The sequence below is a fragment of the Enterococcus sp. DIV0175 genome, from assembly GCF_050529075.1.
Taxonomy (GTDB): domain Bacteria; phylum Bacillota; class Bacilli; order Lactobacillales; family Enterococcaceae; genus Enterococcus_B; species Enterococcus_B thailandicus.
In genome coordinates this window covers 1,503,507-1,524,161 of sequence record NZ_CP172880.1, presented here as the reverse complement: position 1 = coordinate 1,524,161, position 20,655 = coordinate 1,503,507, and the positions used below count along the sequence as shown (strand labels likewise).

Here is a 20,655-nt window from a genome sequence, read left to right as displayed (position 1 = left end):
TACGCATGAAACAACAAGAAATTCTGAATTTACTTGAAAAAATGACGCTAGAAGAAAAAATCGATCAGCTGTTACAATTAGCAGCAGAATTTTATTCGGAAAACGCAGAAGAACGAACAGGTCCAATGGCTGATTTAGGCTTAACTGAAGCAACCATTGCAAATGCAGGGACAACGTTAGGGGTTTCAGGTGCAGAAGAAGCCATTCGAATCCAAAAAAAATATTTAGAAAAAAACCGTTTGGGTATTCCTACTATTTTGATGGCAGATATCATCCACGGGTTTCGTACGATTTTTCCGATTCCATTAGGGTTAGGGAGTTCATGGGATCTGGATGCTGCTGAAAAAATGGCAGAGATTTCAGCGAAAGAAGCCGCTGTATCTGGCTTACATGTGACTTTTTCACCAATGGTTGACCTCGTTCGAGATCCGCGCTGGGGCAGAGTAATGGAATCAACGGGTGAAGATTCCTTTCTAAATAGTCGGTTTGCTGAGCGCTTTGTGAAGGGATATCAAGGAGAAGATTTAAAAGAAGATTTCTTCAGAGTGGCTGCTTGTGTCAAACATTTTGCAGCTTATGGAGCAGCGATTGCTGGTCGTGATTATAACACGGTGAACATGTCAGAACGCCAATTGAGAGAAAGCTATCTTCCCGGGTATCAGGCTGCACTAGAAGCAGGTGCTAAATTAGTAATGACTTCTTTTAACACCATAGATGGTATTCCAGCAACAGGGAATAAGTGGTTATTTAGAGAAGTTCTCAGGAAAGAACTTAATTTTCAAGGAGTTGTGATTTCTGACTGGGGTGCAGTAAAAGAACTGATTCCACACGGCGTTGCCAAAGATGAAAAAGAAGCGGCTAAACAAGCGTTGCTAGCTGGAGTAGATATTGAAATGATGACGACTTGCTACAGCAATTATTTAAGTGAGTTGATTGAAGAAGGACAGATCTCTGTCGAATTATTAGATGAAGCTGTCGTTCGAATTTTAGAATTGAAAAATGATTTAGGCTTGTTTGAACAACCATTCCGTGGGGCAGATCCAGTGAAAGAAAAAGAGATTGTTCTATCCAATGAACATCGAGAAGTCGCGTGTGAGATTGCTAAAAAATCAATGGTATTATTGAAAAATGATGATATCTTACCTTTTAAAAAAGAAGAAACCATCGCGATTATTGGCCCAGCTGCTGCTTCTAAGAAAATTTTAGGTGCGTGGTCTTGGCAAGGGAAATCAGAAGAGGCAATTTCGTTAGTTGAAGGTGCCGCTAGTTTAAGCAAGAAATTGTTAGTTGGAAACGAAGTATTTGATTATTTAGAACCAACGACTGAGGCGATTCAAGAAGCCTTATTGTTAGCAGAACAAGCAGATAAAGTTGTTATTGCATTAGGTGAATTAGAAGAAATGAGTGGAGAAGCCGCAAGTCGCAGTGATATTCGCTTACCAGATGCGCAATTAGCATTTTTCCAACAAGTTTTGGAAATAAATGATCAAGTTGTTGTTACTTTGTATAATGGTCGTCCATTAGACTTACAGGGAATTGATGAAGCAAAAGGAATCATTGAAGCATGGTTTCCTGGGACAGAAGGTGGAAGAGCATTAGCAGAAATTCTTTGGGGGAAATATAATCCAAGTGGACGATTAAGTATGTCCTTTCCTGAAACAGTTGGTCAAGTACCGATTTATTATAATTGTGATAATACTGGTCGTCCGTTTGAGACGACACCTGATGAAAAATATGTTTCAAAATATCTAGATGTTTCAAATTATGCAAAATATCCGTTTGGTTTTGGCCTCAGCTATAGCGATTTTCGTTACTCAGCAATTTCTTTAACCAGTGATGAATTGACACCAGCAACGGAGATAACTGTTTCTGTTACGATCAAAAATCAATCAGTTTTTGCGGGTGAAGAAACGGTTCAGCTCTATATTCATGATTTAGTCGGTGAAGTTGTTCGACCAGTCAAAGAACTAAAAGGATTCCAGAAAGTTCACTTGGCACCTTTTGAAGAGAAAACGGTGGCTTTTTCGATTGATGAGTCGCTTTTGCGATATGTACACAGTAACCAAGAAATGAGCAGTGACGCAGGTGAGTTTGAAGCAATGATTGGTCCAAACAGCCGAGAAGTTTCGTCGGTGCGTTTCAACTTAAAAAAATAGATAGGAAGATTAGATGATGACACAAAAAATGATTGATTTGACAGAAAAAAATAGCCATTTTTCTTTTCTGCCAACAGGTGATTTAGCAGAAATCGAAAGTCATGGGATGATGATCAACCAACTAATGGGAAATTATTTAGATGGTAGTTTAACTCAACTTTATTTAAGAGTTTATCAAGAAGAAACTATTTTATTTGCGCCAATGATTGGGTCGAATGCGCATAGTCAGTTTTTCCAAAAAGAGAATCAATTGGTGTGGAAAGGACAATTTGCAGGAGTTAGTTATCAAGTGGACTTTCAATTAGCAAACGCTGGCTTGTGGTTTTGGCAAGTCAATTTGCAAGGAACGGGACAGCAAGCAGATGTGATTTATGGACAAGATTTAGGCAATGCGTTACCAGGAGCAGTTCGTTCAAACGAGGCGTATATGTCACAATACTTGGATCACCATATTACCCAAGTCGATGATAAACTTGTGATTTCTTCGCGCCAAAATCAAATTCAAGGGGAAAATTATCCTTTAGTAGAAGTAGGAAGTTTAACAAATGCTGTTGCTTTTTCAACAGATGGGTATCAATTTTTTGGCCAGAGTTATAAAGAAACAAATCAGCCAGAAGCATTGAACCAGCCATTTTTAGCAAATGAAGTTTATCAATATGAATTTGCTTATGTTGCGTTGCAGTCAGAAAAAATAACAGTTACACAAGAGAAACAAACAATTATTTTTTATGGTGGGACACTGGCAAATCAAGCAACGGCTGTGACAAAGCCAGCTTTTTCAAAAGCAGAAGTTGTAGCCTCGTATCATTCATTAACGTTTGGTCATTCGTTTATGGGGACTGAAGGAAAACAAGTAACGAAACATTTGGGCGAGCCAATTGTTGGTGAAACGATGACTAAAGAAGAAATTTTGAAGTACTTTCCTGTGAAAGAACAAGTTGAACAAGAAAATCAGCAGTTACTTTCCTTTTTTACAACCAATTATCATCATGTCGTTACTAAAGCAAAAGAGCGAGCAATGGAGCGAACGCATGGACATATCTTATTAAGCGGAACTGAGCTAGATGTTGATTGCCCCTTATTAAGTACAACTGTTTATATGCCCGGAATTTTTAATTCCCAAGTGGTCTTAGGCAATACGACAATGAATAAATTGATGAGTAATAGTCGAAATGCTTTAAATGTTATCAAGGAATCTGGTCAAAGAATCTATTTGAAACAGGGCGAAAATTGGCGGATTTTAACAATGCCTTCTTTATTTGAGATGGGACTGAATTCGGCTAAATGGTACTATAAATTAGAGGACGATTTGTTGACCATTACGACTTATACGGTGGTTGACGGCCGTGAAATCCGAACAGAGATCCACAGCCAGAAAGGGAAAAACTATACATTCGCGATTACCAACCAGCTAGTGATGGGTGCCGATGAAGCACAACCAACTTATCAGTTAGAGCAAAACAAGCAAGTGGTGACGGTAACAGGGAGTAAACAGTCAGATACACAGCAAACGTATCCTAATCTAGCTTATCGTTTCACCTTGGATCAACCGTTTCAGCTAACAGACGAATCACTGTTTTTTGCTAGTCCTAATAATGACCAGAAACTAACTATTTTCCTAATTGAAAATCAAGCAGAAGTAACAGTCAAAATTGAAGGAAGCCTAACAGGTGAATTTAAAGCAGCTAAAGCAACAACTCTTGCTGAACAAGATCAACAGTATACAGAATATATCAATGAGTTATTAAACAACTTTGAATTAGTGCATGAAACACAAACAGTTGAGCAAATGAATTTGATTGCACGCTGGTACACCCATAATATGTTAGTTCATTATTTATCTCCACATGGGTTAGAACAATATGGCGGAGCTGCCTGGGGAACCAGAGATGTTTCGCAAGGACCAACTGAATTTTTCTTTGCTGTGAATCGACCAGAAGTTGTTGCGTCCATTATCAAAAAAGTTTATGCTAACCAATTCTCTGATGATGGAAACTGGCCGCAATGGTTTATGTTTGATCGTTACGAAACACAAAAAGCGGATGAAAGCCATGGAGATGTAATCGTTTGGCCAATGAAGGTTGTTGCAGATTACTTGGATAAAACGAGTGATTGGGGCATTCTGAACGAAAATATAACTTATACTGATCGTAAAACTTTTTTGAAAACAAATGAAGCAGAGACACTATTAGACCATATCAAAAAAGAAATTTCCTATATCGAATCCCACTTTTTACCTGGGACAGCTTTGTCTTGCTACGGTGACGGTGATTGGGATGATACGTTGCAACCATTTGATAATCAATTAAAGAAATCAATGGCAAGTAGCTGGACAGTCGCTTTGACGTATCAAGTACTGCACAAGTTAAGTATTTTGCTGAGAGAGGTCGATCAGTCTTATAGTCAGCATTTGAGTGAATTAGTTGCTAAAATAAAACAGGATTATGAAACATATATGTTCACAACCGATACTTTGCCAGGCTTTGTCCGAATGGACGCACAAAACGAAGTAGAATTGATGATCCATCCAAATGATCAGAAAACGGGCATTCATTATCGTTTGTTGCCAATGACTAGAGGAATGATTGCTGAATTACTGACGCCAAAACAGGCTGAACATCATTTAGCCATTATCAAAAAACACTTACAATTTCCTGATGGTGTTCGGTTGATGAATCGCCCAGCGGCTTATCAAGGTGGTGTAAGTACGAACTTCAAACGGGCAGAACAATCTGCCAATTTTGGGAGAGAAATTGGGTTACAATATGTGCATGCACACATTCGTTTTACAGAAGCCATGGCGAAATTAGGCAAGACAGAAGAAACTTGGCATGCACTCAATATTATTAATCCTATCGGAATAACGAACCAAGTGAAGCATGCAAAATTACGACAAGCAAATGTCTATTTCAGTAGTTCTGATGGAGATTTTAAAACAAGGTATGAAGCGGAATCAAACTTTGGTAAACTGAAAGATGGAAGTGTACCAGTAAAAGGTGGCTGGCGCATTTATTCAAGTGGTCCGGGAATTTATTTAGGCCAATTGATCTCAAGTGTTTTAGGTATTCGAGAAACAAGTCAGAGCGTAACCTTCGATCCAGTATTGCCAACTGAGCTGGACCAATTAAGCCTTCGCTATCAATTGCTAGGAAAACCAGTCACTATTCATTACCATTTAGGTTCAGGTGAATCAAAAGTGATGTTGAACCAGCAAGAGTTGCCAGTTGAACATGAAAAAAATCCGTATCGAACGGGTGGCTTGAAAGTATCTAACCAGGCGATTATAGCGCATTTACAAGCAACAAATCGAATTGATATCTATTGTTAGGAGATGAGAGCAACATGGTGGGAATTAAAGATATCGCAAAAAAAGCAGGGGTATCCATCTCTACTGTTTCGTACGCTTTAAATGGTAGCCAAAAGGTGACGGAAGAAACGAGAGAAAGAATCAAAGCAATTGCGGATGAATTAAACTACGTTCCTAATATGGCTGCTCGTACATTAAAAAGACAACAAACAAATATTATTGGTGTTTATTTAGCAGATTATGGTGGCAGTTTTTATGGTGAATTATTAGATGGAATCAAAAAAGGCTTAGCATTTTATGACTTTGAGATGATTGTTTGTAGTGGTGAGAAATCTCATTTATTCATTCCTGAACGAATGGTCGACGGTGCAATCATTTTAGATTGGACATTTGATTCACAGGAAATTTTACAGTTTGCACAACGGGGACATTCAATCGTTGTGTTGGATCGTAAACTTTCTCATGAACATGTTCGGAAAGTATTGTTAGATAATAAAGGTGGAGCAACACTGGCAGTAGGTGAAATGGTTGCAAAACAGACGAAATTTGTTCATCTGATTACGGGTTCAACAAAAGCATATGATAGTCAGCAACGTTTAGCTGCAAGTACAAAAGAGCTTCAACGATTTGGTATTGATTATCAAACAATTGAGGGGGATTTTACAGAGCCATCTGGGTATCAAGCAGCCAAAGAAATCGTAGCTAGCCAACCGGATTTTCCAATTGATATTTTTGCTTTCAATGATGAAATGGCGGTAGGTGTGTATAAATTTTTCAAAGAAACGCCGTATGAAATAGGAAAAGACGTTCGTATAATCGGGTTTGACCATATCGAAATTGGTGAGTTTTTAACACCAACGTTAGCAACGATTTCATATTCTAAACATCGTTGGGGAATGTTAGCAGCAGAAAAAATTATTCAATTGATCCAAGGCGAATCTACAGAAGATGAGCACATTTACACGACGTTTATCAATGGGGATTCCTTCAGCTAAACAGAAATCAAAATAAGCAGAACTTACTTTGTGTCCAAAGATGAGTTCTGCTTATTTTTTGAGAAAAGAAAATGAAAAAATTAGGAGTTTTGGGATGTCCTAATAATAAGGAATGAACCTTAAAAAAAGCATAAAAGCTCATCATTCAATCGGATGATAGGTGAAGCCACTACCTGTAACTTCAGCAACATTATTTGCGATAACGAAAGCAGTTGGATCGATTTCTTTGATCAATGGTTTGATCCGAGTAAATTCCTGATCCGTCGTGACAATCAGTAAGACTTCTTTAGGCTTTCGATTATAGCCGCCTTTTGCTTCTAATAAAGTCAAACCGCGACCAATCTCCGCAGTTAAACGAATACGGATTTCTTCTAATGAATCTTCACTCATAATCATAATTGATTTCTTACGATTGAGACCAGTTTCGATATAGGTCATGACAATTGAAGTAATAACAATGGAGAGAATGGCATAAAGAAATTCTTCAAAACCGAAAATAAGTAAGTTTAAGGAGACTACCACAGCGTCAGTTAACAGCAACCCAATGGATGTATTCAAGTGAAAATATTTTTTAAAGATTAACGGAGGGATGGTCGTTCCACCACTAGAAGAGTTGTTGTTGTATAAAATCGCAACACCTAAGGCAAAAATGGCACTACCAAAAATAACTGATAGTAGGCGATCAGAGGTCACCATTGTCTCAGGGACGATGGCAATCACAAGGGGAAAAACGATGCTACCAAAAAGAACTTTTAAAAATAATTTTTTGCCTAAAAAGAGAATAGCAAGCACTAGCATGAGACTATTCAAAGCCAAAATAACTAAAGCACGATTCATTCCAAAAGCGGATTCAAATAAAATACCTAGCCCACTAACACCGCCAGCCGCTACATGGTGAGGGCCTAAAAATAAGTTGATACTTACACCTAAAATAAGTAAAGCAAAAAGAATTTTTATGTAAGTCCAAATAAAATCTTTTGTTTGTCTCATTCATCCACATCCTAAACACATTTTGTTTTAATTCCTTTTTTTCAAGTAGTTCATTATAACCTAATTTTTGTGTAATGTTAACTGTGGTTTGTGTTTTTTTTTAGGCATAGCGAACATTTCTTTTGATTTGAAAAATAATGGATGTAGTTGAATCAACTTCGAAAAATCACTATACTAGGTGAGAAGAAGCTTACGGGAGGGCTAGAAATGGGCAAAAAGGAAACAAATGCAGCCGTTATGGATAAAGCAAGAAATGTTTTCAGCAAAATGGCGTGGCTGAACAAATTAACAATGGAAAAACGATTAGAAGGCTATCAGCCATCAGAAGTCCACTGTATCGAATTCATCGGGAAAAATCAGGACTCAAATGTGACTAAGCTTGCTAGTTCATTATTTATGACAAGAAGTGCAATTAGTAAAATAACTAAAAAATTAGTGAAAAAAGGCTATATCGAAAGTTATCAAAAACCTGACAATAAAAAAGAAGTTTATTTCAAATTGACTGGGAAGGGAAAAGAAGTTTTTGAAGTGCACGAACGGACACATCAAGAATTTCAGCAACGAGACCAAGTGATTTTTGACCAAGTGACGGAACAACAGTATGAAGAATTAGGGCTTTTTTTAGCAAAGTATGACCAACATCTAAATCAGGAAATCGAGAAATTAGGTTTGTGAGAAGAAAATTTAGAGAGCAAAATGTTGACTGAAAATAGAGCGAATCATTCGCTCTATTTTTTTGCGTAAAAATTGTTGACAAGGACACAAAAAAGAATATTATTTTGTTGCCTGGGACACAATATGATATTTATAACAAAGGAGTTTTTTATGTTTTCTAATCAACAAAATACGATCAAATCACGTAATCAAATCGACCAAAAGGCTTTTCTTTTTGGTTTGATCTCAGTTTTTCTTTCAGGCATTGGTTTTACAATTGTTTCACCTGTGATTCCATTTTTAGTTCAACCTTATATCAGTAATCCAGCCAATCAAGCACTTGCAGTGACAGCACTGACTTCTGTATATGCTGTTTGTGTTTTTCTGGCAGCTCCTGGATTAGGTGCATTAAGCGATCGCTTTGGCCGACGAGTTGTGTTGCTGATTTGCTTGTTAGGTTCAACAATTGGCTATTTAGTATTTGGTTTAGGTGGTGCACTTTGGATTTTATTTCTTGGTCGGATAATTGAAGGGTTCACGGGAGGGACGATTGGTACGATTTTTGCCTATTTTTCAGATATCACTCCAGCTGAGGAACGAACGAAATATTTTGGCTGGATTAGTGCTGTTACCGGTGTTGGTGTCGTATTCGGACCAACGATCGGTGGTTTACTTGCTAATTTTGGTTATGCAATTCCAATGTTTGCCGGTGCTTTTGTAACGTTTCTCAATTTTTTATTTGGGTACTTCTTTATGCCAGAAAGTTTAGCAAAAGAAAGTCGCTTGACCGCAGTTCCTGTTAGTCGCTTAAATCCATTTACCCAATTAAAAAATATTCTTTCCATTAAGCAAGTCAGTCGTTTATTGTTCGCCGGTTTTTTGCTTTGGATTCCAAACGGTGCATTTCAAGCAGTGTTTTCTCAATTTACGATTGATTCTTTTCACTGGCAGCCGACAGTTATCGGTTTAGTTTTTTCAATAATTGGTATTCAAGATATTTTTTCTCAAAGCTTAATCATGCCTCGACTACTAAAATGGCTCACGGATCGTCAAATTGTTACCTTAGGAATGAGTGCTGAAATTGTTGGCTATGTATTGATTGCTTGTTCGACAATTTTTCACCAACCAAGTTTATTTATTATCGGAATGTTTATCTTTGGTTTTGGTGATTCAATTTTTGGGCCAGCGTTCAACGGCCTCTTATCTAAAGCAGTTACACAACAGGAACAAGGACGCGTGCAAGGTGGAAGTCAAGCAATCCAATCGTTAGCAAGAGTTATCGGACCATTGATTGGTGGACAGCTATATGTCTCGCTGGGACATTCTGCGCCAGCAGTTATGGGGATTTTCTTGATTTTCTGTGCAATTGTAGTGATGTATCAAACCATTCAAACAGTAATAGTTAAACATTAATCGTTTTACTGAAAACAGGTGAAGCTCTTCAAAAATAACTTGAAAGCTTCACCTGTTTTATTTGACAGCTAAGGTACAGCGTCCGACTGCGATTTTTGTTTGTTGATTTAAAAAAATGTCTGCATGCCAAACTTGTAAAGAGCGTCCAACTTTGTCTGGCACAGCAATGACAGTTAACGTACCCGTCTGTGCTTTATTGAGATGATTTACTTGTAGATCCACACCAACAGCAAAATGAGGTTGCTCTAAATGTTGATTTGCGCCAAGGCTACAAGCTGTTTCAATCAAAACGCCATTGATTCCGCCATGTAGATAGCCATAAGGTTGCAAATGAATGGCGTGGATGTCTAAAGATAAGACAACTTTTTCTGGAGAAAGTTCTAGCGTTTTGATTTGTAAATGTTCCAGTAAATTCATACAAATATCACTCCGTTCTTTTTCTTAGTATAACAGAATACTAAAAATTCCGCGGATTTTTAACCGTTTTCTTTCGTTCTTGTGTATAATAAAAAGGATGAATTGAAGGAGGAAAATTATGAGAACATGGCAAACAATTAAAGAATATAGTGAAATTTTATTTGAACAATATGGAAAAATCGCGAAAATCACAATCAATCGCCCAGAGGTTCATAATGCGTTTACCCCAAAAACAGTTTTTGAAATGATGGACGCTTTTACAATTAGTCGTGAACGTCAAGATATCGGTGTCATTATTTTAACTGGCGCTGGGGATCAGGCATTTTGTTCTGGTGGTGATCAAAAAGTTCGAGGGAATGGGGGTTACGTTGGTGACGATCAAGTTCCACGTTTAAATGTTCTTGACTTACAACGCTTAATTCGTGTGATTCCCAAGCCAGTAATTGCAATGGTTAAGGGCTGGTCAATTGGTGGAGGAAATGTATTGCAGTTGGTTTGTGATTTAACGATTGCGGCTGATAATGCCAAATTCGGGCAGACGGGTCCTAATGTTGGTAGTTTTGATGGCGGCTATGGCGCAGGTTATTTAGCGCGGGTCGTAGGTCATAAAAAAGCAAAAGAAGTTTGGTTCACGACCAAACAATATACAGCTGAAGAAGCATTAGCAATGAATTGGATTAATACGGTGGTTCCACTAGCTGATGTGGAAGATGTGACAATTGAATGGGCAGAAGAAATGTTGAAAAAAAGTCCATTGGCATTGCGCATGATTAAAGCTGCTATGAATGCTGATACAGATGGCCTTGCTGGCATTCAACAACTTGCTGGTGATGCAACGTTACTTTATTACACTATGGATGAAGCACAAGAAGGGCGCGATGCCTTTAAAGAAAAACGAGAACCAGATTTTGATCAATTCCCTAAATTCCCATAGGCTACATCCAAGGAGTTGGTTGCAGCAACAAGCACAGCTTCATCCAACTAGACCAGCTTTTTATTTTGAAAATAAAAGGTGGTCTTTTGCTGCATTAAACCAATTTGTCCAAAGATACGCGACTTATTTTGCACAAAAATTGCCTGAAAACGAAAAAAGAGTAGCCATTTATAGCCAAAACTCAGAGCAATGTTATTTGACAATTTTGGCTTTGTGGGAGTTAGGTCTTGAAGTTCAGTTCTTAAACACACACCTGACATCGGAGGAGATTGCATTTCAATTAGCTGATGCTGAAACTAAGTGGCTGATTACAGAACATGCACATATTTCCGTAACTAGTTCTTTATTGGAATTTCCAAGTCCAACACAATTGCCTGTAGTGGATCAACTGGACTATCATGATTCTGGTTATGATGAGGAAAAAATTGCTTCTATTATGTATACATCTGGAACGACAGGGAAACCAAAAGGAGTGCCACAAACATTTGCGAATCATCGTGCCAGCGCTTTCGCAACCAAGATGAACATGAAACTGACAGCTTCTGAGAGCTGGATTTGTTGTTTGCCTCTGTATCATATTAGTGGTTTGGCAATCTTGTTGCGTTCATTAGTGTTGGGTATTAGTGTTCGTTTACATACGAATTTTTCTCCAGAAAGAATCCATGAAGAGCTATTGGAAGGGCAAGAAATCTGTCTTTCTGTTGTGACAAAAACGTTAAAAGACCTTCTACCGCTTGTTCCGGAAAATGGGTATGCTACTGCACCAAAACTATTATTGGGTGGTGGGCCAGTTGATCGGGAAACGTTAAGCGAATGTGTAGTCAAAAAACTATTGGTAATCCAGTCTTATGGAATGACAGAAACTTGTTCACAAGTGGTTGCTTTATCACCAGAAAAAGCGTCAGAAAAATTGGGTTCTGCTGGTGTCCCGTTGACCGGAACTAGGTTGAAAATCGAAACGAACCAGGATCAGCAAACTACTGGAGAAATTTTACTAAAAGGGCCGACAATTGCTAGTCACTATTTAAACTATCGCGACGAAGAATCATGGACACAAGATGGCTGGTTCAGAACGGGGGATTTAGGTCATCTGGATGAAGATGGTTTTTTATATGTGGATAGCCGGATGAGCGAATTGATTATCTCTGGTGGCGAAAACATTTATCCTGCAGAAATTGAATCTACGTTGCTCCAGAGTGAGTTGATCCAAGAAGTCGTGGTGGTAGGACGAAGAGACGAACGCTGGGGACAACGACCAGTAGCCTATTTAGTAGTGAGAGAAATGGCTGATTTAACAAGTGATGAATTAGCCAGAGTCTTACAACCGTTAGCAACGTTTAAACATCCTAGTGAAGTCTTTAGTGTGTCGCGTATTCCAAAAACGGCGAGTGGCAAACCATTGAAACGACTATTTCTGACAGAAGAAAGAGTGAATTATATTGAAAATCAACTTAAGTAATTGGAAAGAAAAAGTGTCTTCAACTGAGAAAGCCTACTTCAGTTATAGTTATGAACTTCCGTCTCAAGAATTTGGTCAGTTATTTGCTAAAACTAGCGACTACCGTGGTGCGCGTTTTTTTTGGCAAACCCCAGACCGTCACTTAAGCTATATTGGGTTAGGAACAGTGAAGCAGTTTTTCAATGCGGAAACAGAATTTGAAGCGATTGAGCGATTTAAGAAGGAGTTTTTTAAAAGTTTTTGCATGGTGAGTAAACGAAAAGAAGCACCTATCTTATTCGGTGGGTTCCCGTTTGACCGTGAGGGCGCGAAAGAATCATTTTGGAGGAAGCTAGAAAATGGCTACTTTGTATTACCTGAAATTTTGTTTACTCAAAGAGAGGATTTTTGCGTAGTCACGCTAACTTGTCATCAAGAAAAAGAGACTTGCGACTCAGAGTTTTTTAAAAGACTTGAGAAACACTTTGAATCATTGGAAAATGAAGTTGCGAACTTACTCGATCACCCTCCTGTCGAATCTTCATGCACAAATGTCGTTAGGAAAGAACGAAACGTTGGCGCGTTTGTTTCCTTGGTTGATGAAAGCGTGGAGGAAATCAAAAAAACAAATGCTAAACTCAGAAAGGTTGTTCTAGCACGTCAAATGGAACTCAAGGGAAAGTCTTTTTCAATCGAAACAATTGTCGAAAATTTATTGCGACAACAACCAAATACTTATGTTTTTGCCTTGGAGGACAAACAGCAAGCTTTCGTCGGAGCAACGCCTGAACGACTTGTTGAAGCAAGCAGAACGATGTTTGCAACAGCGGGCATTGCAGGTTCAATTTCACGAGGGAAAAATCAAACAGAAGACCAGGAAAATAGTTTGAAACTTTTAAAAGACGCTAAAAACTCATATGAACATCAAGTGGTAGTCGAACGAATCAAAAAGCAGCTAAAAGATTTTACGCAAGGTGAATTGCTTGTTTCAGATAAGAGTCTTTTAAAAAACCGAGACATTCAGCATTTATTTGTAACTGTCAAAGGTTCTAGGAAAGGGCAAACTAGTTTGCTAGATGTTGTTCGAGAATTGCATCCAACGCCTGCATTAGGTGGAGAGCCTAAGGCAGAGGCTTTACGTTGGCTGGCGGAAAAAGAAGTCGCCGGACGAGGACTTTATGGCGCACCAATTGGTTGGCTTGACTTAACCGAAGATGTCGGTGAGTTTGCAGTGGGGATTCGTTCAGGTATTTTTAGCGGAAATCAAGGCTTATTATATGCTGGCTGTGGAATTGTTGATGATTCAGATCCAGAAGCAGAACGATTGGAAACAAGGTTGAAATTTCAACCAATGATTAGAGGGGTGAAAGGCAATGACGAGTAAACAAGAAACAACTAGTTATCTGTTAGCTTTTATTCAAGGCTTAAAAGAAGGTGGGTTAACGAAAGTAGTCATTAGTCCTGGTTCACGCTCTACACCTCTAGCACTATTGCTTTTTCGCGATCCTGAAGTTGAATGTTACGTTGACGTTGACGAGCGCTCTGCGGGTTTTTTTGCCTTAGGCTTAGCTAAAGGATCAAAAAAAGAACTAGTTGCCTTGTTATGTACATCTGGGACAGCGGCAGCAAATTATTATCCAGCAATTTGTGAGGCCAAAGAAACCAATCATCCATTGGTTGTTTTAACTGCAGACCGCCCGCCAGAACTACGTGAAGTGGGTGCACCTCAAACGATGAATCAACAGGAGCTTTATCGGACCCATGTGAAAAAATTTGTGGAGTTAGCTGTTCCGGAAGGCTCGGAGTCAATGCAACGTTATAGTTATTGGCAAGGTGTCCAGCTAGGATATACTGCTCAACAAATACCAATGGGGCCTGTTCATGCCAATTTACCTTTTCGTGAGCCATTGCTACCAGATTTAGATTTTCAGTTAGAAAAATCTTTTAAGAGTGAAAAATTGACGAAAACTGAAGAAGCAGTCCAATCAATACCAGAGCTTTCAGATTGGTTGGAAAAAAAAGGATTATTGATTGTTGGAAATGAAGTGAGTGTAACAGAAGCACAATTGTTGATCCAGCTTGCAGAGTATTTGGGCTGGCCGATTATTGGCGATCCGCTAACTAATTTAGCAACCTGTGGTAGTCAAAGTGAGAATTACTTGAAGCATGCCGAGTTGATTTTCTCTAGTAGAAAGGTGGAACAGCCAGAAGTAGTAATTCGTTTTGGTCGGCTACCAGTTACGAAAAATGTCATGCTGTATTTACAAAAACTAACTAGAGAAACGACGACTTTTGTGTTAGTCGATGAGCAGGAGCAGTGGCAAGACTTATTACACGTAACCAATTACTTTTTACCTTTCACGATTTCCGTTTTTTGTCAATCAGCCCTAGCTGTGGATTCGATAGAAAAACAAAAGCATTCAAGCTGGCTAAATGGATGGAAGCAAGCTGAAGAAACAGCACAAGTCGTACTTCAAAAAGAAACCCTGACACAGTCTTTCAATGAAAGTAGTGCCAGCTTGAAATTGAGTGAGTTACTTTATGCTGATGAACAACTTTTTTTATCAAACAGTAATGCCATTCGTTTTGTAGACCGTTATGCAATGAGTAGCGTCACTTCTTATCCAGTATTTGGTAATCGTGGAATCAATGGAATTGACGGCATTGTTTCAACGGCAGCCGGTATTTCAGCTGCTACGATACAACGGACTTATTTATTGATTGGGGACTTGGCACTTTTTCATGATATGAATGGATTGCAAATGATCCGTTCATTGAAGTTACCAGTTACAATTGTATTACTCAATAATAATGGTGGCGGAATCTTTTCTTTTTTACCACAAAAACAATTGGATAAAACAGATTTTACTCCGTTATTTGAGACACCACTTTCATTGGATTTTGCAAAAGTGGCTGATTTATACGATGGCCAGTATATCAAACCAACTTCCTTAGCTGAATTTGAATTTGCAATCGAGAAAAGTCGGTTTGCTGATCGTTGGACATTGATTGAGATTGCAGGAAATCAAGATGAACCAGTGCAGTTTTGGCAAGAGGTAGTAGCTGAATACCGAGAAAAAATCGGTGAAATAAATGAATAAGATCATTCGTGGCGTAAAATATGCGTATAGCTGGCAACAAAAATATGATCCTTCAAAGGAGACGATTGTTTGCTTGCATGGTTTCACTGGAACGAGGCAAACGTTTCAGTTGCTTCAAGATCCAATATATAATTTCCTGTTCATTGATTTGCTTGGCCATGGTGAATCAAGTATTTTTGTACATCCGTGGCGTTATCAATTGTCCGAAATAGTGAAGGACCTCAATCAGTTGATACAGGAATTAGGAATTAACCAATGGTATGTTTTAGGCTATTCTATGGGGGCAAGAGTCGCATTAGCTTGGGCGATTGAGCATCCAAGTAAACTTCTTGGTGTCATTTTAGAAGCTGGAACTCCTGGAATTGTAGACGAGCAAGAAAGAAAACAGCGAAAAGAGTCTGACCAACGATTAGCGCTCAGGCTATGGCGTGAACCACTCGTTGATTTTGTAGATTTTTGGCAAAATCTTCCGTTATTTTCTAGCCAAAAAAAATTACCGAAAGAAATACAAAAAAAGATTCGAGATGAGCGATTGAGTCAAAATAAATTTGGTTTGGCAATGAGTTTGTGGTTTATGGGGACAGGTGTACAAAAAAATTATTGGTTGGAATTAGAAGAGTTAAAGCAACCAGTTCTATACGTGGTAGGGGAACAAGATCCAAAATTTCTTGCTATTGGGGATACGTTGTGTCAACAACTGCCACATTCGACATTGACAGTTATTCCTGATAGTGGTCACTGTGTGCATCTGGAACAGTCACAAGCTTTTGCGAACAAATTGTCTCAATGGTTAGCAAAAAGAAAAACGCACTGTTAGTGAGGAACATGTGATGAAAATTATGAAAGTTGAGCAGTACCAACTACGTTTACCGTTAGTTACCCCTTTTCAAACTAGTTATGGTGTCCTTAACGAAAAAGCGTTAGACCTTTTGATTTTAGAAGATGAGCTAGGCAATCAAGGATACGGAGAGCTAGTTTCTTTTGAACAACCTGATTATATCGAAGAAACGATTGGTGCGGATCGGCAACTTATTGAACAGCAATTAGTGCCACGTCTATTTCAAGCTGATTTGCAAAAGGTAGGGGATGTTTGGTCATTGTTTCAAACTGTCCAAGGAAATTTTATGGCAAAATCAGCATTGGAAACGGCCGTTTGGGATTTGTTTGCGAAACGAGAACAGCGAAGTTTACAAAGTTATTTTGGCAGCCACAAATCAGAAATCCCAGTTGGTGTCAGTGTTGGGATTCATGCAACAACAGAGGATTTGATTGCACAAGTATCAAATTATCTTGAACAAGGATATCAGCGAATCAAAGTGAAAATCAAACCGGGCTATGACATTGTGCCACTAAGTGCTATTCGTGAAGAGTTCCCAGATGTTCCCCTGATGGCAGACGCAAATTCAGCGTATACATTCGCTGATTTAGAGTTATTTAAACAACTAGATCAATTGAACTTAGCGATGATTGAGCAACCTTTTCATCAACGAGATTTTGTCGATCATGCCAGACTTCAACAACATCTTCAGACAAAGATTTGTTTAGATGAAAATATTCGGACATTGGAGGATGTGAAAACCGCTTATACGCTAGGAAGTTGTCAAGGAATCAATTTGAAGATTCCACGCGTGGGAGGAATCACAGAAGCTCTACGAATCGTTGATTTTTGTCAAACACATCAGTTACTAGTTTGGCTTGGAGGAATGTTCGAGTCTGGAATTGGCCGAGCGTTAAATTTACAGTTTGCTAGCCAAAATATCTTTACTTTTCCTGGTGATATCTCAGCTGCTGATCGTTATTACACTGCAGACGTCATAAAGAAACCGGCAAAAATGGAAAGAGGAAATATTGTCGTTCCTCAAGGAGTTGGTTTAGGTGTTGAGTTAGATTGGCAAGTGATTGAACAAGTTTGTGACCAGAAACAAACCTATCAATAAAAACATTGAAGCAATCAGTAAGTGAATGTACGAAAACAAAAAATGTTTTCGTACATTTTTTTGTTTCAAGAGAACTTGTTATCGTTAACATTTTTGAAAGCGTTGTCTTTCGTGCTTGATTCTTTTATAGTGAAATTATCTTAGAAGTAAAAAAGGAGGAAATACATGAACACAGCAGCAGTTTATCATCGCCCAGAAAGCGAATTTGCTTATTTGTATACGAAAGAAACACTTCGTTTGCGGCTACGAACTGGCAAAGATGATATCGAAAAAGTATTTGTGATAAAGGGTGATCCATACACATTCACGACGGAACAGTGGTACTTAGAAGAAGTGCCGATGAAAAAAGGATTAAGTACCAATGTGCATGATTATTGGGAACTTGAAGTCCATAGTGATACAAGGAGAATCCAATATGGGTTTCATGTGATTGGCAAAGATGAAACGGAATGTTTTTATGGGGATCAAGGCGTGTTTCCTTATCAAAATCGCTTTTTAGCAGAACCAAACATGTACTTTAGAATGCCTTATTTTCAAGAAATTGATCGTTTCAAAGTGCCAGAATGGGTGAAAGAAACTGTTTGGTATCAAATTTTCCCAGAACGTTTTGCTAATGGAGATACGAATAACGATCCAGAAAACACATTACCGTGGGGAAGTAAAGCGCCGGATCGGGATGATTTTTTTGGCGGTGATTTGCAAGGAGTAGTTGATCATCTGGATTACTTAGTTGATTTAGGAATCAATGGTATTTATTTCTGTCCAGTTTTTAAAGCAACGTCTAATCATAAATATGACACGATTGACTATTTAGAGATTGATCCTCATTTCGGTGATAAAAAATTATTTAAAACATTAATTGAGCAAGCGCATCAACGAGGAATTCGCGTGATGTTAGATGCTGTTTTCAACCATATGGGCGATGATTCACCACAATGGCAAGACGTAATTAAAAACGGTGAAGAGTCGATTTATAAAGATTGGTTTCATATTCATTCCTTTCCAGTGGACGATTACCGGTTGACAGAGGTGCCAGAAACAGCAGAACATCTTTCGTATGATACGTTTGCATTTACGCCACATATGCCTAAGCTAAATACGGCAAATTCTGAAGTGCAAGCACATCTTTTAAAGATTGCGACTTATTGGATCGAAGAATTCGATATCGATGGTTGGCGATTAGATGTAGCAAATGAAGTCGATCATCACTTCTGGAAGAAATTCTATACAGCAGTCACTGAGGCAAAACCCGATATCTATATTTTGGGTGAAATCTGGCATTCTTCACAAGCTTGGTTACAGGGAGATGAATTTCACGCAGTAATGAATTATGCATTTACAGATTCAATCAAAGATTATTTTGTGAAAAAGAAAATCAGTGTTTCGCAAATGATTAGCGGAATGAATCAACAACAAATGCTTTACCGAGACCAAGTCAATGAAGGAACTTTCAATTTATTGGATTCCCATGACACAGCGCGAATTCTCACGATGTGTGAAGAAAATAAAGAGTTGCTGAAAGCTGTCATGACGTTCATGTTTTTACAAAAAGGTTCACCTTGTATTTACTATGGAACAGAAATTGGTTTAACAGGACATGATGATCCTGATTGTCGGAAATGTATGATTTGGGACGAAGAAAAGCAAGACTTGGAACTTTTTGCCTTTATGAAAGAACTTATTCATTTGCGCAAACGGTTGCATTTGATTTTATCCGAGGGAGAAACTTTGTGGAAAACATCACCTGAAACACAAGGAATTATTTCGTTTGCTCGACAACTAGATCAACAAAAAGTTCAAGCCATTTTTAATGAATCAGAGAACGTGTATGTCGTAGACCAACCAAGTGAAGTACTTTTTTCACAAGGTGTTCATGTCTTGAAAGATGAAAAAATTGAGATCCAACCACATGGGTTTATTCTTAGCTGCTGATATTTTGTTACCGGTAACAAAGAGAAAGCGGTTGCACTAATATTTTTAATAACAGTATAATGATTTTAGTAAGAAAACAGAAAAATAAACTACAGGGGGAAATAAAAAATGAAAAGTAAAATGATGAAGACATTAGGTTTAGGTTTGCTTTCAGTCGGTGTGATTGGTGGACTTGCTGCTTGTGGTAATGGTGGAAAATCAAACAGTAAAGCAGCAGATGATGAGAAAACACTAACGATTTCTGTTGATTCAGGTTATACCGATTACATGAACGAGATTAAAGGTAAGTTTGAAAAAGAGAATGATGTCAAAATAAAATTAGTTGAAAAAGACATGTTTGACCAATTAGAAGCGTTAGCTCTTGATGGTCCTGCAGGAAAAGGGCCAGATGTGATGATGGCTGCTTATGACCGAATCGGTGCTTTGGGACAACAAGGTCACTTAGCAGAAGTAAAATTAGGAAATGAAGCAGATTACGATGAAACGGATAAAGCACAAGTAACTTATGATGGCAAAATTTACGGAGAACCTGCTGTAATTGAAACACTGGTTTTGTATTATAACAAAGACTTGATCGATGCAGCGCCAACAACATTCAAAGAAGTCGAAGATCTTGCGAAAGACGAACGATTTGCATTTGATTCAGAAGCAGGTAAAAACACTGGCTTCCTAGCAAAATGGACTGATTTTTATTATTCATACGGACTACTTGCAGGTTATGGCGGTTATGTTTTTGGTGAAGATGGAACGGATGCTTCAGATATTGGTTTAAACAATGCTGGTGCAGTTGAAGGAATCACTTATGCAACTGACTGGTTCCAAAATGTTTGGCCAAAAGGAATGCAAGATGTGACTAGTGCTGGCGACTTTGTGACACAACAGTTTACTTCAAACAAAGCAGCAGCGATTATTGATGGACCATGGCAAGCACAATCATATAAAGAAAGTAAAGTTAACTACGGCGTAGCAAAAATTCCAACATTAAATAACGGTGAATCTTACCAACCATTTGGTGGAGGTAAAGGTTGGGTTGTTAGCAACTACGCAAAAAATAAAGATGTGGCTCAAAAGTGGCTTGATTATGTGACTAACCAAGAAAACCAAGAAACATTCTTCGAAATGGTCAATGAAATTCCTGCAAATCAAAGCGCACGTGAAACAGCTAAAGCTAAAAATGATGAATTGACAACTGCGGTAATCGAACAGTATGAAACAGCACAAGCAATGCCAAACATTCCGGAAATGGCTGAAGTTTGGACAGGGGCAGAAAACTTAATGTTTGATGCAGCTTCTGGTGCTAAAACACCAAAAGAATCTGCTAACAGCGCAGTCAAAACAATTACTGAGGCAATTGAGCAAAAATATTAAAGTTTCACAAAGC

General features: G+C 38.4%; 15 protein-coding genes. 13 read left to right on the top strand and 2 right to left on the bottom strand.

Annotation, left to right across the window (positions count from 1 at the left end; genetic code table 11):
• Positions 1-5: 5 nt before the first annotated feature.
• From bglX to IGJ76_RS07140, 3 genes are read left to right on the top strand one after another with little or no spacing between them, the layout of a single operon-like run.
• Positions 6-2,156, top strand: coding sequence for a beta-glucosidase BglX (gene bglX / locus IGJ76_RS07150; protein WP_430596523.1), 2,151 nt, complete (start codon positions 6-8; stop codon positions 2,154-2,156).
• 16 nt (positions 2,157-2,172) lie between these two features.
• Positions 2,173-5,484, top strand: a complete 3,312-nt coding sequence (locus IGJ76_RS07145) for a GH36-type glycosyl hydrolase domain-containing protein (RefSeq protein WP_430596843.1) — start codon at positions 2,173-2,175, stop codon at positions 5,482-5,484.
• Positions 5,485-5,498: 14 nt separating this feature from the next.
• Positions 5,499-6,458: a LacI family DNA-binding transcriptional regulator gene (locus IGJ76_RS07140; protein WP_067482178.1), complete on the top strand. Its 960-nt coding sequence runs from the start codon at positions 5,499-5,501 to the stop codon at positions 6,456-6,458.
• A 141-nt stretch (positions 6,459-6,599) separates the two neighbouring features.
• Here the strand turns inward: IGJ76_RS07140 and IGJ76_RS07135 are convergent, their stop codons facing one another.
• Positions 6,600-7,448 (bottom strand): YitT family protein, encoded by an 849-nt coding sequence (locus IGJ76_RS07135; protein WP_067482176.1) that lies wholly within the window; start codon positions 7,446-7,448, stop codon positions 6,600-6,602.
• Between the two features lie 207 nt (positions 7,449-7,655).
• On the opposite strand from IGJ76_RS07135, the gene IGJ76_RS07130 reads away from it, so the two are divergent.
• Together IGJ76_RS07130 and IGJ76_RS07125 are read left to right on the top strand one after the other, a co-directional pair.
• Positions 7,656-8,123, top strand: a complete 468-nt coding sequence (locus IGJ76_RS07130) for a MarR family transcriptional regulator (RefSeq protein WP_067482174.1) — start codon at positions 7,656-7,658, stop codon at positions 8,121-8,123.
• A gap of 150 nt (positions 8,124-8,273) precedes the next feature.
• A complete protein-coding gene (locus tag IGJ76_RS07125) occupies positions 8,274-9,515 on the top strand; it encodes an MFS transporter (protein WP_067482172.1) in 1,242 nt (413 codons plus the stop codon).
• 57 nt (positions 9,516-9,572) lie between these two features.
• Here IGJ76_RS07125 and IGJ76_RS07120 read toward each other — a convergent pair whose 3' ends face one another.
• Positions 9,573-9,932 (bottom strand): PaaI family thioesterase, encoded by a 360-nt coding sequence (locus IGJ76_RS07120; protein ID WP_067482170.1) that lies wholly within the window; start codon positions 9,930-9,932, stop codon positions 9,573-9,575.
• Positions 9,933-10,050: 118 nt separating this feature from the next.
• Between IGJ76_RS07120 and menB the strand changes: the two genes are divergently transcribed.
• From menB to IGJ76_RS07080, 8 genes are all read left to right on the top strand, one after another.
• A complete protein-coding gene (gene menB, locus IGJ76_RS07115; RefSeq protein WP_430596522.1) occupies positions 10,051-10,866 on the top strand; it encodes a 1,4-dihydroxy-2-naphthoyl-CoA synthase in 816 nt (271 codons plus the stop codon).
• Positions 10,811-12,325 carry an o-succinylbenzoate--CoA ligase gene (gene menE, locus IGJ76_RS07110; RefSeq protein WP_430596521.1) on the top strand — a complete coding sequence of 505 codons (1,515 nt, stop codon included), beginning with the start codon at positions 10,811-10,813 and terminating at the stop codon, positions 12,323-12,325. Before menB ends, menE begins: the two co-directional genes overlap by 56 nt.
• Complete coding sequence (locus tag IGJ76_RS07105) at positions 12,306-13,688, top strand: isochorismate synthase (RefSeq protein WP_430596520.1); 1,383 nt, start codon at positions 12,306-12,308, stop codon at positions 13,686-13,688. The genes menE and IGJ76_RS07105 overlap by 20 nt, the downstream gene beginning before the upstream one ends.
• Positions 13,678-15,405: a 2-succinyl-5-enolpyruvyl-6-hydroxy-3-cyclohexene-1-carboxylic-acid synthase gene (gene menD / locus IGJ76_RS07100; RefSeq protein ID WP_430596519.1), complete on the top strand. Its 1,728-nt coding sequence runs from the start codon at positions 13,678-13,680 to the stop codon at positions 15,403-15,405. The genes IGJ76_RS07105 and menD overlap by 11 nt, the downstream gene beginning before the upstream one ends.
• On the top strand, positions 15,398-16,222 hold the full coding sequence (gene menH / locus IGJ76_RS07095; RefSeq protein ID WP_430596518.1) for a 2-succinyl-6-hydroxy-2,4-cyclohexadiene-1-carboxylate synthase: 825 nt from the start codon (positions 15,398-15,400) through the stop codon (positions 16,220-16,222). The genes menD and menH overlap by 8 nt, the downstream gene beginning before the upstream one ends.
• A 13-nt stretch (positions 16,223-16,235) precedes the next feature.
• Positions 16,236-17,342: an o-succinylbenzoate synthase gene (gene menC, locus IGJ76_RS07090; RefSeq protein ID WP_270492623.1), complete on the top strand. Its 1,107-nt coding sequence runs from the start codon at positions 16,236-16,238 to the stop codon at positions 17,340-17,342.
• Positions 17,343-17,507: 165 nt separating this feature from the next.
• Positions 17,508-19,274 carry a glycoside hydrolase family 13 protein gene (locus IGJ76_RS07085; RefSeq protein ID WP_430596517.1) on the top strand — a complete coding sequence of 589 codons (1,767 nt, stop codon included), beginning with the start codon at positions 17,508-17,510 and terminating at the stop codon, positions 19,272-19,274.
• A gap of 108 nt (positions 19,275-19,382) precedes the next feature.
• On the top strand, positions 19,383-20,642 hold the full coding sequence (locus IGJ76_RS07080) for an extracellular solute-binding protein (RefSeq protein WP_270492620.1): 1,260 nt from the start codon (positions 19,383-19,385) through the stop codon (positions 20,640-20,642).
• Positions 20,643-20,655 lie beyond the last annotated feature (13 nt).

Excerpts from the sequence above, each read along its gene's own strand:
- bglX (WP_430596523.1), top strand. The coding sequence starts at position 6 with ATGAAACAACAAGAAATTCTGAATTTACTTGAAAAAATGACGCTAGAA.
- IGJ76_RS07145 (WP_430596843.1), top strand. The coding sequence starts at position 2,173 with ATGACACAAAAAATGATTGATTTGACAGAAAAAAATAGCCATTTTTCT.
- IGJ76_RS07140 (WP_067482178.1), top strand. The coding sequence starts at position 5,499 with ATGGTGGGAATTAAAGATATCGCAAAAAAAGCAGGGGTATCCATCTCT.
- IGJ76_RS07135 (WP_067482176.1), bottom strand. The coding sequence starts at position 7,448 with ATGAGACAAACAAAAGATTTTATTTGGACTTACATAAAAATTCTTTTT.
- IGJ76_RS07130 (WP_067482174.1), top strand. The coding sequence starts at position 7,656 with ATGGGCAAAAAGGAAACAAATGCAGCCGTTATGGATAAAGCAAGAAAT.
- IGJ76_RS07125 (WP_067482172.1), top strand. The coding sequence starts at position 8,274 with ATGTTTTCTAATCAACAAAATACGATCAAATCACGTAATCAAATCGAC.
- IGJ76_RS07120 (WP_067482170.1), bottom strand. The coding sequence starts at position 9,932 with ATGAATTTACTGGAACATTTACAAATCAAAACGCTAGAACTTTCTCCA.
- menB (WP_430596522.1), top strand. The coding sequence starts at position 10,051 with ATGAGAACATGGCAAACAATTAAAGAATATAGTGAAATTTTATTTGAA.
- menE (WP_430596521.1), top strand. The coding sequence starts at position 10,811 with ATGCCTTTAAAGAAAAACGAGAACCAGATTTTGATCAATTCCCTAAAT.
- menD (WP_430596519.1), top strand. The coding sequence starts at position 13,678 with ATGACGAGTAAACAAGAAACAACTAGTTATCTGTTAGCTTTTATTCAA.
- menH (WP_430596518.1), top strand. The coding sequence starts at position 15,398 with ATGAATAAGATCATTCGTGGCGTAAAATATGCGTATAGCTGGCAACAA.
- menC (WP_270492623.1), top strand. The coding sequence starts at position 16,236 with ATGAAAATTATGAAAGTTGAGCAGTACCAACTACGTTTACCGTTAGTT.
- IGJ76_RS07085 (WP_430596517.1), top strand. The coding sequence starts at position 17,508 with ATGAACACAGCAGCAGTTTATCATCGCCCAGAAAGCGAATTTGCTTAT.
- IGJ76_RS07080 (WP_270492620.1), top strand. The coding sequence starts at position 19,383 with ATGAAAAGTAAAATGATGAAGACATTAGGTTTAGGTTTGCTTTCAGTC.